A 14,136-nucleotide genomic window follows, 5' to 3' on the forward strand; every position below is an offset into this window, starting at 1 on the left:
CTTCAGATTCTCACACTTCAGATTCTCACACTTCAGATTCTCACACTTCAGATTCTCCTGCTTTAGATTCTCAAATGTCAGAATCTAGCCAGCAAACAAACCCAAAACTTCATCTCATCTCGCTTGGTTGCACCAAAAATCTTGTCGATAGCGAGGTAATGCTTGGCAGACTACAAGAATACGAGCTCACCCCGCACATCGCGCAGGCTGATATTATCATCATCAATACCTGCGGATTTATCCAATCTGCCAAACAAGAAAGTATCCAAACAATCCTCAATGCCGCAAAGCAAAAAAGCAAAAATGCGATTTTGGTTGTGAGCGGGTGCTTGAGTGAACGTTACCAAAAAGAGCTTGAGGAGCAAATGCCAGAGATTGATATTTTAATCGGCGTGCGAGATTATGACAAAATCGATACATTTCTCGCCCAAAAGGGCTTTGCTTTTGCCACTTCTGCGCACACTACCAAAACCAAAAATACCCCCGCACATATTTCTACAAATCTATCTACAAACGCTAATAACGACAGAAAAGCACAAGGAGCGCATATTTTGCAATCCTTGCAACCGCCAAACCCACAGAATCTAAAAACTCCGCCAAACTCAACAACCCCGCAGAATCTAAAATCCTTGCAGAATCCACAAAGCCCTATATCACGCAACATTGCAATCAAAAATTTTTCTACCACAAACTCCTCTGCCACAAACTCCACTACTAAAAATTTCTCGACAAATAACAAAGTCTTTCTTGCCACAGAATCTGACAAAAGAGTCATCACAGGCTCATCTATCCACGCATATATCAAGCTCTCTGAAGGTTGCAATCAATCCTGCTCTTTTTGCTCGATTCCAAGCTTTAAGGGCAAACTCCAATCAAGAAGCATAGAATCTATCCTCAAAGAAATCGAACTCTTAAGCGCGCAAGGATTTAGAGACTTTAGCTTTATCGCGCAAGATTCTAGCTCGTATTTGCGCGACTTTGGGCTCAAAGATGGCTTAAGTGCGCTCATCAAAGCCATAGATTCTCAAAACATCGCCAAAAATGCCAGAATCCACTACCTCTACCCAAGCACCACATCGCCCAAACTCATAGAGTCTATCATAGATTCTCCTATTATCCAAAATTACTTCGATATGCCAATCCAGCACATTTCAGATTCTATGCTTAAACGTATGAAGAGAGGTGGCGGCAAAAAAGATATTTTGCAGCTTATCGCGCTTATGAAGCAAGCCCCAAACGCGTTTTTGCGAAGCACATTTATCATCGGACACCCGGGCGAGAGTGAGCGCGAATTTGAGGAATTATGCGATTTTGTCCGCGAGGGGTTGTTTCATCAGCTTAATCTTTTTGCGTTCTCCTCTGAAGAAGGCACACTTGCTGACATGATGGAAGACAAAATCCCTGCCAAAACCACAAATGCCCGCCTAAACACACTCAATAAGATTCTCAAAGCCCAAAACAAAAGCCAAAACACCGCGCTTAAAGGGCAGATTCTAGAGGTTATACTTGAGGGCAAATCAGCAATTAGTGAGTTTTTTTACAGCGCGCGCGATAGAAAATGGGGCGTAGAAATTGATGGCGAAATCCTCATTAATGACACGCATATCTCAAATCTCACACCCGGATTCTACCAAGCACAAATCACAGATTATAAGCAGAATCTGCTCTTTGGCACGATTCTAAAATCCCTATAATAGCGATGATACAAGAGTTATAATGTGAGAGCCATGTGAAAGCCAGAATAATAGGATAAACAAAATGAAAGTTGCAATCATTGGGTATGGGTATTGGGGACGCAATGTCCTTTTAGCTGTGCTAAAGAGTGATTTTTTTGAGCTTGCGTGCGTATTTGATGAGGATTATTCACAAATCCAAGCCGCAAAGCAAATATATGACTTTCAAGAATACAGCTCATTTGAGGCTATACTCAAAGATAGGACGATTGAAGCGGTAATGATTATCACGCCTCCGCAAACCCACTTCAGCCTCGCCAAGCAAGCCCTTGAAGCGCACAAACATACTTTTGTAGAAAAGCCCCTCTCCACAAGCCTGCAAGAATGTCAGATTCTGTATGATTTAGCTCATCAGCAGCACTGCATTTTGCATTGCGATCATATTTTTTTGTATAGCCCAGCGGTGCAATGGCTCAAAGCACATTTGCAGGATTTTGGCGAGATTATTTACTTGCAAGCAAGACGCATTAATCTTGGGTTATTTCAGACAAATGTCGATGTGATTTGGGATTTGGCGATTCATGATTTGGCGATTTTGGATTATTTATTTGGGCTTGAGATCATCTCACATCACACTTTACGTACGCATTATCGGCATTTTTGTGCGCTTGCTGATATTCACTTAGAGCTCAAAAATCCAAACGCCAATCAAAACACAAATAACACTCACATAAACGCCAATATCAATGTCTCGTGGCTCTCTCCGATCAAAGTGCGCGAGCTTATCATCGGGGGTGAGAAAAAAACAGCCATTTATGATGAAACCAAAAAAGACAAAATCACGCTTTTTGATTGCGGGATTGTGATTTCTGAAGAGTTTGAAAAAGACAATCTTTATAAAAAAATGGTGCAATACTACTTAGGCGACATTACCTATCCAAGCCTAGATTCTCGTGCGCCATTAGAAAACTCTATACAAAAATTCCAAGACCAAATCACAACAGATTCCATAGATATAGCCTTACAAAATCATACATTGCGCGTGATAAAAGGGCTAGAGATTATCTCATATTGATTAAAAATTTTGCTAGAATACACATCACAACCCAAAGAGAGATAAGAAAAAAAGGAGAAAGCATGAATACTAAAAGCACAAAAAACAGAAGCAAAGTGTGTTTATTTTTATCATTATTTGCTGTATTGTTTTTTGGAGCAAAAGTTATGCTTGCATCTGAAGGCGCGCAAATAACAGAATCTAATAAACTATCAGAATCTAGCACATCACAAAATGCTACACATAATATCTTACAAAACATCTTTAGCTCTCACATCTTTAATCCTCAAGACAATGCAAATTATCTACGAAAATTTGGAGACACAGCGCAATTTCTGCCCGCTCTTAGCATAGGATATACTTTGCTTATTAAGGATTTTGTCGGGCTCAAGCAGCAAATCATCGCAACCGTAGCCGTTGTGGCTACAACTTATGTGATTAAATACGCATTTCATGGACTTGCTTCTGTCAATACAAATCTAGCCACTATCAGCAAACGACCAAATGGCGAAAGCTATGAGGGCTTTCCTAGCGGGCATACTTCAGCGGCGTTTTCAGCGGCAGGGTTTTTGCAGAAGCGATATGGCTTGAAGCTTGGCTTGCCAGCTATTGCGATTTCAAGTTTGGTTGGATTCTCAAGGGTTGAAGCAGAAAGGCATACGACATTGCAAGTGATATGTGGCGCACTGCTTGGATTTTGTTTGAGCTTTTTTCTCACAAGCGCAAAACCCAAAAATCGCCCACATAATCGTAAAAATCACAAACTAGATTCTCGCACGCAAATCATAGAATGCGCTGTTTTGGCATTATTATTTATCTAAGGAGAGCGTATGCAATGCTCACACTGCCATTTAGAATATGACCGCCAAGAGCTAAAACACATCAAGCAAAACGGGCAGGATTTGTATTTTTGCTGTGCGGGCTGTGAGAGTGTGTATCATATCCTTTCAGATAGTGGGTTTGAGGGGTTTTATGAGCGATTAGGAAGCACGACTCTTTCGCCTCCAAAATCGCCAAGCTCACTAGATTCTCATCAGCAAGATTTCTCCTATCTCAATCACCAAGAATTCCTTGATAAAAACACCAAAAAAATCCAAAACAATTATGAAGTAAGCCTCATCATAGAAGGGATTCATTGTGCGGCTTGTATATGGCTCAATGAAAATATCTTAGGCGCGCAAAAAGGTATAAAAAAAGTGCATATCAACTACACAAATAATAAAGCAAAAATCCTTTTTGATCCACAAATAATTCCGCTCTCACGCATTTTTGAACTGATAGAATCTATCGGTTATAGCGCGCATATTTATGATCCAAGCCTGCAAGAGAGACAAATAAACAAGCAAAAACGAAGCTTTTTTATTTCGTTTGTTGTTGGCGTATTTTGCACGATGAATATTATGTGGATTGCTGTGGCGCAGTATGCGGGGTATTTTTCAGGTATGAGTCAAGATATGAAAGATGTGCTTAATCTCATCTCATGCCTCCTTGCTACACCTGTGCTGTTTTTTACTGGAAGGGTGTTTTTTGTCAGCGCGTATTATGGGCTAAAGCATGGTTTTATCGGTATGGATTTTTTGGTCGCATTTGGGGCGAGCTTAACTTTTATATACTCTTTGTATGCGGCGATTTCTCGAAGTGGCGAGACTTATTTTGAATCAGTGGCGATGATAATTTTATTTGTCTTTAGTGGTAAATTTTTAGAAATGCGCGCCAAAAGTGCCGCGGGGGATAGCTTAGATGGATTGCATTGTATTATGCCATCACTTGTGAGCGTAGAATCTAGTGGCAAACTTATCCAAAAAGATGTCAAACTCATCAAAAAAGATGAGATTATCCGCATAAAGCCCGGCGAAATGCTTGCATGTGATGGAATCTTGCTTGATGATTATGCCTTGCTTGATATGAAATCTTTGAGCGGAGAATCTATGCCGATAAAAAAAGAAAAAAATCAAGAAGTGCTCTCTGGAAGTATCGCGCTTGAGAGTGGATTTCGGTATAAGGTCTCAAAGCCTTATGAAAGCTCTATAATGTGCCATATTATAAATCTCTTAGAAGAGAGCCTTCATCACAAACCCTATATCCAGAATCTCGCAAACTCGCTCTCTCAAACTTTTTCACGAAGCGTGCTTTTTATCGTTTTGTGCGCCTTTATAGGCTGGTATCTGTATGATAGGGATTTTGAGCACGCGCTTATTATTGCCATTTCAGTAGTTGTCATCTCTTGTCCATGTGCGCTTGCTCTTGCCACGCCCATTGCAAGTGTGGTTGGCATTGCCAAAGCATACAAAAACGCTCTGCTTTTCAAAGAAGCGCGATTTCTAGAATCCATAGCCAAAGCCAAAGTGGTATTTCTAGACAAAACAGGCACACTCACAAAAGGCAAACCAAAGCTTTATAAACAAATCACGCTCAAATCCTTTGATGAGAATCTTTTGTATAATTTCCTCTCTTATTCCACACACCCGATCTCAAAAGCACTTTTGCAGACGCTTAGTACCAATGCCAAACTTCCAATCACAAACTTTAGTCAGATAAATTCCAAAGGCATTTGCGCTCAATTCAAAAATCAAGGGCATTGCCAAGAGCTTATCGGAGGCAGTATAGAATTTCTCAAAGAAAGGCGGATTTTGCATGATGAAAATCTCCCAAAAGACTTGCAAGACTTTGATATGAGCGTATTTGGATATGCGATTGATAGTGAGCTAGTGGCGTTGTTTTTCTTTGAAGATGAGCTAAAAGATGGTGCAAAAGAGTTCATAACCTATCTCAAACGCCACAACAAAACCCCAATAATCCTTAGTGGCGATCGATACGAAGTGGTGGCAAATCTTGCCAAAGAGCTTGAGATTGCGACTTTTTATGCTAACCTTTTGCCCGAGCAAAAATCTAACCTTATCACAGAGCAGCAAAAAAGCGGAGAGCAAAATGTGATGATTGGCGATGGGCTCAATGATATTTTAGCATTACAGCAAGCAAATGTCGGAATCTCAATGGGCGCAGGAAGTGATGTGGCAATCGCTTGCTCTGATGTCGTGATCCTTGATGATAGCCTAAAGAACGTGCAAAAAATGTTTGAAATCTCTTTGACAACTTATAAGAGAATCAAGCAAAATATCGCCCTAAGCATTGTGTATAACGCGCTTATGATTCCTTTGGCGTTGGCAGGATTTATCATTCCGCTTATCGCTGCACTTAGTATGAGTCTCTCCTCGCTTCTTGTCGTGGGCAATTCTATGCGTAAATAATACAAAGCTATCAAAAAAGCCACCAAAAATTATCAAAGCAGAATCCAAAACAAACAATCAAACATTCAAAAATCGCGCATGAGATGAAAAACAAAATGAAAACAATTCGCACGCGCAAGACAAGTAAAAATTAAGCTAGATTCTGAAATAATACAAGCTTTTATTTTTGTTAAGGATAAGCTATGAAGCATCAAATAAAGCATCAAAACCTCAAAAATCTCGGTAGGGGGGGGGTAGAGCGACAGCATAGTTCCAAATATAACTCCTCTTCCTCCAAAACCACATCATCAACCATATCATCAAGCACCTCATCCCTTGTATCTTATTTTAGCCACACATCTGACAATTTTTTAAATCTTATTTTTTGGTTTGTCATCATTGTATATGCGCTTTTGGTTTGGCTATGGGCGGATTTTGGTGTAATCGATGATCATACATTCACCAAAACTCTTTTCTTAGGGCAAAATATTCCATTTATTATTATCCCAAGTATCGGTAGATTTTTCCCGCTTGATGGGCAAGATCTCAATATTTTAAGCTTTTTGTTTGCGCCAAATGCAAGTGTGTTTTATGGGTTTAATGCCTTGTGTATCATCATTACCGCGCTTGCGTTGCGATATGCGTTTATGGTATTTTTGGATTCTATATACCCTCGGAATCCAAAAAATCCACACCCAAAAGCAAACGCCACCCTCACGCTCGCGCTAATCTTTCTTGTGCTTTTTAGTCCAAGCTTTGTTACTGCAAATTTAAGACTTTTTTGCCCCGAGCGAATGGAATTTGTGTTTTTAAGCTTATTCCTAGCAAGCTATGCGTATGTGTATAAATCCACCACAAATGCCACCACAAGTCCAATCTCAAACTCTACTTTTGTCTGGCTCGCACTTCTTTTTGGCTTAGTGTTTGCAAATTTGAGTTTGTATTACAAAGAAACAGCCTTTGCTATGCTTTTAGCATTTGGTGGGGTAGGGTTTATTTTAGGATTCAAGCAATCAAAGCTTTCAAGCCTCCCGCTCAAATTCTTTCACTTCTTGCTGATTCTCTCAAGTGTGATATGGCTTGTTGTGTATTATTTTGCCGTTGTGATTCATCAGAGTTCGCGCTATGGCGAGACTCCTTATAATCAGCTTATTGTCTTTGCAAAAGTGGCTTTTAATTATATGCTTAATGAGCCATTTTTGTTTATCGCATTGCCTTGTTTATTTTTGTATAGAATCTATGCTTGCACAATCAAAAAACAACAGCCAATTTTCTTGCTTGATGCCTCGATTATCGCGAGTCTTGTGCTGATATGTGAATATTTGGTGCTTCGCATAGGTGATACACACTATCCGCTTCCAGCATATATATTTGGGTGCGTTGGCATTGGCGGATTTTTGCTGCTTTATGGACGCTCTCTTTGGGTAAAGATTCTGTATGGATTCTGCCTTGTGCTCTTTGTCTGTAATGCCCTACCATACAGCGTATATCAATTTAATTTCTACAAAGCAGTCCCGCATAATTTCCAATCAAGTCTTGAGTTTTTGAGTGGCTATCTCAAGCAGCACCCAAATAGCAACATCTATCTTGAAGGCGTAAATCGCGCTTCTGGCACTGAAGTGCATCACAGCCTTAGCTCATGGCTGAATTTCTATGGAGTTAAAGATTTTGACTTGCGATCAGACATTGGCATTGATAATGCTTATCTTGGCAAGCCCGATCCCAAATCGCCTTATAGCGCACTTCAAAGCAATGCAATAATCCCTAAACAAAAAGGCGATATTGTCATCATTTGCCCTTATACTTTGCTCAATGTCGATACGCAATTTTTGCAGAATCTAGATTCTCAATACGAGCTTCTTTATGTCAGCGACTTTGGCTTTAATCTCCCCAAACTTGGCATTAAGCCATTTCTCAAATCTCAAGCGATCAAAAATGGCGCAAGCCAAACTGATGTGGTAATGAGTGAAAATATATGGGGATTGCCACTATATTTTTATATTTATAGAGTTAAGTAGTGCGTTTATCATTAGATTCTAGAATCTATTTTTTGTCATTGTGAGATGTTTTGTAGAATCCACCCGTTTATTTTGATTCTGCGACAAAGTCTAAGAATCTAGCAATACAGAATCTATTTAGATTCTGTATTTTGCAGGGTGCGATATTGCAAGATGTTTGCGCCTAAAACGATTAGATTCTAGAATCTAAAACAACGCCCTATCCATTTCTTTTGGAATCTCTAACCCCATGATTTTAAGCACACTTGGTGCAATATTATTTAGCGCGCCACTTTGGATAGATTTCACGCCATCAGCCATTACAAAGCACCACACATCGCCGACAGAATGGTTTGTCAATACCTCACCTTTTTCATTTTTCATCTCTTCGCAGTTTCCATGATCGCTTGTCAAAACCACAGCATAATGAAGCTCCTTGGCAAGCGCAAAGATTCTGCCTAGCTCTCTATCTACAGCTTCCACAGCTTTGATAGCCGCCTCAAGATTCCCTGTATGCCCGACCATATCGCCATTAGCAAAATTTACAACGATAAAGTCATCGCCCTTTTTCATAGCAGTCAAAACACTATCGCCGACCTCTTTTGCGCTCATCTCTGGCTGCAAATCATAAGTCTTGACTTTTGGCGAGGGTATCAGCACCCTGCTTTCATTGATAAATGGCTCCTCAACTCCGCCATTGAAAAAAAATGTTACATGGGCGTATTTTTCTGTTTCAGCGATATGGCTTTGGGTTTTGCCATTGAGCGAGATTATCTCTGAGAGCGTATTTTTGGGCTTTTGCTTCTCAAATAATATCGAATATGAAAATCGCTCATCATATTCACACATTGTAACAATATGCTTAAATCGTTTAGGATGCTCAAACTCGCTAAATCCCTCATCTCCCAAAGCTTGGATAATCTCCCTTGCTCGATCAGAGCGAAAATTTGTCATAACAAGCCCGTCGTTTTCATCAAATCCACCAAAGCCAAAACTCGCAGGCTTAATAAACTCATCAGTGATATTGTCTTTGTATGAATGCTGTATGTATTCTAATGGCGTAAGTTGCGAGGCTGGCTTCCCAAAAGCCAAAAGCATATAAGCTTCTTGGATTCGATCCCAACGCCTATCCCTATCCATAGCATAATACCTTCCGCAAATAGTTGCGATGCGTATCTTGCCATTTGAGCGCGCGCAGAGGTTTTGCACGGATTCTAGATATGTCGGCGCAGAAGTAGGCAACACATCTCGCCCATCGGTGATGAGGTGCAAAAACACCTGCTTTTGCTTGTCTGCAAAAATCTGTGCGAGTGCCAAAAAATGCTCGATATGCGAATGCACGCCACCATCGCTCATAAGCCCCAAAAGATGAATATTATTGCTTTTTTTGGCTAGATTCTCAAGCAAGGGGTGAGAATCTAACTCTTTATTTTTAATGCTAAGCGAAATACGCACCAAATCCTGATAAAGTACCCGCCCTGAGCCGATACTCATATGCCCGACTTCAGAGTTTCCCATTTGCCCGCAAGGAAGCCCCACGCTCTCTCCATAGGTATGGATAAGACTATATGGAATATGCTTAAATAGCCAATCATAAGTAGGCTTTTTGGCGTTAAAAAACGCATTATAAGGAGAATCTGGCTTGAATCCTATGCCATCTGTTATCACCAAAACACATTTTTGACTCATTTTTATCCCTGATGTAAAGATTATCGCTTTGTTTTTTCTTTGATCATTTTGACAAGCAAAATCGCATTTTCTCGTGGCAAATCCGGAATCATTCCATGCCCTAAATTAAAAATATGCCCTGCTTGATTACCCATAATCCTAAGAATCTCATCTACACCATCTTCCATTGCGTTGGCATTATAGAGCCTTGCTGGCTCAAGATTGCCTTGAAGCACATATCTATCGCCTAGAATCTGCTTTGCTCGTTGCATACTCACACCCCAATCCACGCCAAACACATCAAATTCTGCCCCACTACAAAAGCTAATCTCCTCCAAATACGCCCCAACACCCTTTGGAAAGAGCATTACAGGAATGTGTGGGTATTGAGATTTTATGTCTTTGGCGATTTCTAGCATATATTTCCAACTAAAATCCATATACGCGCTCATCTCTAAAGCCCCACCCCATGAGTCAAATATCTGCACTGCGTCCGCGCCGGCTTTGATTTGAGATTTGAGGTAGCCTTTGAGCTCTTGGGTGATTTTATCAAGCAAAGTATGAAGCAATGCAGGATCAGAATAGAGGATTTTTTTGCTTTGATGATAGGTTTTGCTTCCCTCGCCCTCTATCATATATGTCGCCAAAGTCCAAGGAGAGCCGCAGAATCCTATCAATGCCTTATCTTTGGCAAGCTTTGCTCTAATGCTAAATAGGCTATCATACACATAATCCAAATCTTTATAAGCATTGATTTTTAGTGCATTGATACTTTGAAAATCTCTTGTCGTGTCTAAAAATTTCGGTCCTTCTCCTGCGACAAATTCCAATGGAAGCCCCATTGCCAATGGAACAACCAAAATATCGCTAAACAAAATCGCCGCATCAACATCAAGAATTTCTACGGGTTGGAGCGTTACTTCTGTCGCCAAGGCGACATTTTGACAAAGATCCAAAAAGCTTCCAGCTTTTGCTCTTGTAGCTTTGTATTCGCTCAAATATCGTCCTGCCTGACGCATAAGCCAAATAGGCGTATAGGGGGTTTGTTTTCGTAATGCCGCATCAACAAAGATCATTTTGTCTCCAAATCTAGCAGTAAATCTATAAAATTAAACCAAAATAGTAGCAAACAACTCTAAATCATCATTAAGTCAAAAATAATGATATTTGAGGAATGTATGTAACCAAAATCAAGCCTATAACCATCACCATAAGCCATGGCAGGACAGAGACAACAACATCTTTGAGGTTAAGTCCTGTCAGTGAGCTTGCGACAAAAAGATTTAATCCCACTGGTGGCGTTATCATACCTATTTCCATATTGACAACCATCATAATCCCAAAATGCACAGGATCAATCCCAAGCGATACGGCAATCGGCAAAAGCAATGGCGTCATAATCATCACCACAGAGCTAGGCTCCATAAATTGCCCCATGATAAACAAAATAATATTTACAGCGATGAGAAACATCCACCGGCTCATATTTTGCTCAATCAAAAACTGCGCGATATGATGCGGAATGCGCTCGCTTGTCAAAAAATGCGCAAAAACAACCGCAAATCCGATAATAAGAAAAATCATAGAAGTCGTAATAGCTGCATCAAGGCAGACATTATACAAATCTTTGAGCTTGAGATCTCTATAAACAAATACAGAAATAATAAAAGCATACACAACCGCAAATCCAGCCGCTTCTGTCGCGGTAAAAAATCCACCATAGATTCCGCCAATGACTATAAAAATAATCAATAACGCCCAAAATGCCTTGCCAAATGATTTGAGTCGCGCTTTGGGTGATTCTTTTTGTGTCGCTTTAAATCCTAATCTTTTCGCGCCAATATACGCATACAACATCATCATAAAGCCAATCATAAGCCCCGGAATAATCCCGGCTTTGAAAAGAGATTCTATCGAGACTGAAATTTCTTTTCCATTGAGATCAGTAAGTCCGCTAGCTGTAACTCCATATACGATCATAACAACTGAAGGCGGAATCAATATCCCAAGACTTCCTGATGTCGTAATCGCCCCTATGGCATAGGATTTAGGATAGCCTGCTTCTTTGATAGCCACAAACATCACGGATCCTATCGCTACAACCGTAGCCGGCGAGCTTCCACTCACAGCAGCAAAAATAATACAAGCCAAAATAGCACTCATAGGAAGCCCACCGGGCAAATGCCCTACAAGTGATTTCGCAAAATCTACGATTCGCTTCGCTGCACTTCCTTTACTTAGAAGCGATCCGGCTAAAATAAACATCGGAATTGCCATAAGTGTGGGCTTGAAAGCTGAGATAAAGATTTCTGGAATGCCTCCTATATCGTGCGAAGTAAATAAAAGCATACACACAAGCGCACTCACCCCCAACGCGATAGCGACAGGCACACCAATCAAAATTAACGCAAACAGAACTATAAAAAGAACCGCTATACTCATTTTTTCTGCCTTTTTCTTCTCTCCGTGATGCTTTCTGCACCAATCCCCCAATTATCTGTCTCAACCTCATCAATCACAACAATTGTTGTTTGTGGATTTTTGTTTAAAACTTTTGATAAAAGCTCTGTTACCCCACTGATGAGCTGCTGTTTTTGCGTCTGTGTTGGCTCACCATTTTCGCGAGTGATTTTTATATTTACAAATGGCATTTTTATTCCTTAATCGCGCTATCGTGTATGATTTCATCTTGTGTCGCTTTGACGACTTTGTCTGCTGGCATCCATGAGACTTCATAGATTTTTTCTATAACACGATAAGTAGCACCCAAAAAAGCCAATGGCAAACAAACTAAAAATATCCATAATGGTACATTATGAAGTGCTTCTGAATACCTGCCTAATTCAAAATTAAGCTCACACACCAAAAATCCCGCCCAAGCCATAAAAAGCAAAAAACAAGCACTCAAAATATACGAAAACAAAACGCAAGCTTTTGCTATATTTGACGGAAATCGCTCAACTAAAATCATCACCGAAATATGCACGCCTTTGCGGAATCCATAAGCCGCTCCAAAAAGCGCACTCCAAATAAAGCAATAGCTTGAAACCTCTTCACCCCAAGTGAGCGAATATACTTCAGGATAAAAGCCAGATATAAAGCGCGTTACTACATTTACAGCCACGATCAAAACACCAATCACAAGCCCAAACACAGCGATATTTTTATTGATTCCAGCGATAATCACATCTAAAATCTTAAAAAACCGATTGACACCCGGACTCAAATGCGCCCATTTAAAGGGCTTTTGCACCCATAAAAGAAAAGCTTTCATTCACCCTCCTTTGATGTTTATTGTGTTTGGATAGTTTGTTCGATCAAATCCTTACTAATCAAATCATAAAATTTTGGATAAATAGCCTGCATAACTTCTTTCCATTGCTCTTTTTGCGCATCATCAAGCGTATAAATAGTGAGTTTTCCTGTTTCTTGAGCGTATTTTTCTAGATTCTCAAACAAGTTTTTTTCTTCTTTTTGGCTTTCTTCTCGCTCATATATTGTGGCTTCATCTAATGCTTGTTTGACTACATCTTTCATATCTTGAGGCAATTCTTCCCAGAATTTCTCACTTGCGATCACCAAATACCCTAAATATCCGTGATTTGACATTGTTATAGATTTTTGCACTTCATAGAATTTAGAATTATAGAGGTTAGAAAGTGGATTCTCTGCACCATCGACAACACCTGTTTGCAACGCAGAATACACTTCACCAAAATTGATGATTTGTGGATTTGCACCTATGGCTTTGATTTGCTCTTCTAAGACTCTTGAGCTCATAATGCGGATTTTTTGTCCTTTTGCATCTTCAGGCAAAACAATCGGTTTTTTGTTTGTGCTAAATTGCTTAAACCCAGCGTCCCAATAATCAAGTGCGATAAATCCTTTTTGCGAAATCTTATCTTTGAGAATCTGTCCCACTTCGCCGTCCATTACATGATGAAGATGTGTTTCATCTCTAAACAAAAAAGGCACATCCCAAAGGTTAAATTCTTTTACAATAGGCGTAAATTTAGAAAAACTTGGTGCTGCCATTTGGATATTGTTGCGTTTAAGCTCTTGAAATACTTTATCATCATCGACAAGTTGCGCTGAAGGAAATACCTCAACTTTGATTTTGCCACCACTAAGCTCTTCTGCTCTTTTGGCAAACAAATCAGCAGCCTTGCCCTTTGGAGTCCCAGAGCTTACGACATGCGCAAATTTAATCGTCCAAGTCTTGTTTTCTGCTTGTTTTGTATCTTTAGCCTGATCTCCACACCCTGCAAAAATCCCTATCAATCCAGCCAATAAAGCCAATCGTAATGCTTTTTTCATTCTTGTGTTCTCCTTTTGTATGTAGGTAATTTTGATTCTATGTTAAAACTCTAAAAATACCTAAAGTTTTATGTATTTTTCTGACACTTAAAAATAAAAGTTTTCATTTTTTAACATTTTTGTATTTCGTTTAGTTTTTATCTATGCTTGAAGCTTGTAGTTGTATTATTCTATTTATTCAATGAGTTTGTAAAGGCATT

Annotated in this window: 10 protein-coding genes and 1 pseudogene; 5 read left to right on the forward strand and 6 right to left on the reverse strand. The window is 39.8% G+C overall.

Annotated features, from left to right (window positions below; all coding sequences use genetic code 11):
* Positions 1-74 precede the first annotated feature (74 nt).
* The 5 genes and pseudogenes from DY109_RS03020 to DY109_RS03040 form a co-directional block, all read left to right on the forward strand.
* A pseudogene (locus DY109_RS03020) lies at positions 75-1,304 on the forward strand (radical SAM protein); the annotation flags it as partial.
* A 454-nt stretch (positions 1,305-1,758) separates the two neighbouring features.
* Positions 1,759-2,748, forward strand: coding sequence for a Gfo/Idh/MocA family protein (locus DY109_RS03025; protein ID WP_023947431.1), 990 nt, complete (start codon positions 1,759-1,761; stop codon positions 2,746-2,748).
* A 62-nt stretch (positions 2,749-2,810) separates the two neighbouring features.
* Complete coding sequence (locus DY109_RS03030) at positions 2,811-3,548, forward strand: phosphatase PAP2 family protein (RefSeq protein WP_023947429.1); 738 nt, start codon at positions 2,811-2,813, stop codon at positions 3,546-3,548.
* Between the two features lie 9 nt (positions 3,549-3,557).
* A complete protein-coding gene (locus DY109_RS03035; RefSeq protein ID WP_112058162.1) occupies positions 3,558-5,975 on the forward strand; it encodes a heavy metal translocating P-type ATPase in 2,418 nt (805 codons plus the stop codon).
* 182 nt (positions 5,976-6,157) lie between these two features.
* On the forward strand, positions 6,158-7,972 hold the full coding sequence (locus tag DY109_RS03040; protein ID WP_115737758.1) for a hypothetical protein: 1,815 nt from the start codon (positions 6,158-6,160) through the stop codon (positions 7,970-7,972).
* 186 nt (positions 7,973-8,158) lie between these two features.
* On the opposite strand, the gene gpmI is transcribed toward DY109_RS03040, so the two are convergent.
* From gpmI to DY109_RS03070, 6 genes are all read right to left on the reverse strand, one after another.
* Positions 8,159-9,640 (reverse strand): 2,3-bisphosphoglycerate-independent phosphoglycerate mutase, encoded by a 1,482-nt coding sequence (gene gpmI, locus DY109_RS03045; protein WP_023947419.1) that lies wholly within the window; start codon positions 9,638-9,640, stop codon positions 8,159-8,161.
* A gap of 20 nt (positions 9,641-9,660) precedes the next feature.
* Complete coding sequence (gene hemE, locus DY109_RS03050; protein ID WP_115737759.1) at positions 9,661-10,695, reverse strand: uroporphyrinogen decarboxylase; 1,035 nt, start codon at positions 10,693-10,695, stop codon at positions 9,661-9,663.
* 70 nt (positions 10,696-10,765) lie between these two features.
* The gene (locus DY109_RS03055; protein ID WP_023947415.1) at positions 10,766-12,061 is read right to left on the reverse strand and encodes a TRAP transporter large permease; all 1,296 of its coding nucleotides are present in this window, start codon (positions 12,059-12,061) and stop codon (positions 10,766-10,768) included.
* On the reverse strand, positions 12,058-12,270 hold the full coding sequence (locus tag DY109_RS03060) for a 2-hydroxymuconate tautomerase family protein (protein ID WP_023947413.1): 213 nt from the start codon (positions 12,268-12,270) through the stop codon (positions 12,058-12,060). Before DY109_RS03060 ends, DY109_RS03055 begins: the two co-directional genes overlap by 4 nt.
* 2 nt (positions 12,271-12,272) lie before the next feature.
* Positions 12,273-12,893 (reverse strand): TRAP transporter small permease, encoded by a 621-nt coding sequence (locus DY109_RS03065; protein ID WP_023947411.1) that lies wholly within the window; start codon positions 12,891-12,893, stop codon positions 12,273-12,275.
* A gap of 17 nt (positions 12,894-12,910) precedes the next feature.
* On the reverse strand, positions 12,911-13,936 hold the full coding sequence (locus tag DY109_RS03070) for a DctP family TRAP transporter solute-binding subunit (RefSeq protein ID WP_023947409.1): 1,026 nt from the start codon (positions 13,934-13,936) through the stop codon (positions 12,911-12,913).
* Positions 13,937-14,136: the final 200 nt, after the last annotated feature.

Source organism: Helicobacter fennelliae (genome assembly GCF_900451005.1).
GTDB classification, from domain to species: Bacteria; Campylobacterota; Campylobacteria; order Campylobacterales; family Helicobacteraceae; genus Helicobacter_B; species Helicobacter_B fennelliae.

Coding starts and splice junctions, on each gene's coding strand:
- DY109_RS03025 (WP_023947431.1), top strand. CDS start 1,759: ATGAAAGTTGCAATCATTGGGTATGGGTATTGGGGACGCAATGTCCTT.
- DY109_RS03030 (WP_023947429.1), top strand. CDS start 2,811: ATGAATACTAAAAGCACAAAAAACAGAAGCAAAGTGTGTTTATTTTTA.
- DY109_RS03035 (WP_112058162.1), top strand. CDS start 3,558: ATGCAATGCTCACACTGCCATTTAGAATATGACCGCCAAGAGCTAAAA.
- DY109_RS03040 (WP_115737758.1), top strand. CDS start 6,158: ATGAAGCATCAAATAAAGCATCAAAACCTCAAAAATCTCGGTAGGGGG.
- gpmI (WP_023947419.1), bottom strand. CDS start 9,640: ATGAGTCAAAAATGTGTTTTGGTGATAACAGATGGCATAGGATTCAAG.
- hemE (WP_115737759.1), bottom strand. CDS start 10,695: ATGATCTTTGTTGATGCGGCATTACGAAAACAAACCCCCTATACGCCT.
- DY109_RS03055 (WP_023947415.1), bottom strand. CDS start 12,061: ATGAGTATAGCGGTTCTTTTTATAGTTCTGTTTGCGTTAATTTTGATT.
- DY109_RS03060 (WP_023947413.1), bottom strand. CDS start 12,270: ATGCCATTTGTAAATATAAAAATCACTCGCGAAAATGGTGAGCCAACA.
- DY109_RS03065 (WP_023947411.1), bottom strand. CDS start 12,893: ATGAAAGCTTTTCTTTTATGGGTGCAAAAGCCCTTTAAATGGGCGCAT.
- DY109_RS03070 (WP_023947409.1), bottom strand. CDS start 13,936: ATGAAAAAAGCATTACGATTGGCTTTATTGGCTGGATTGATAGGGATT.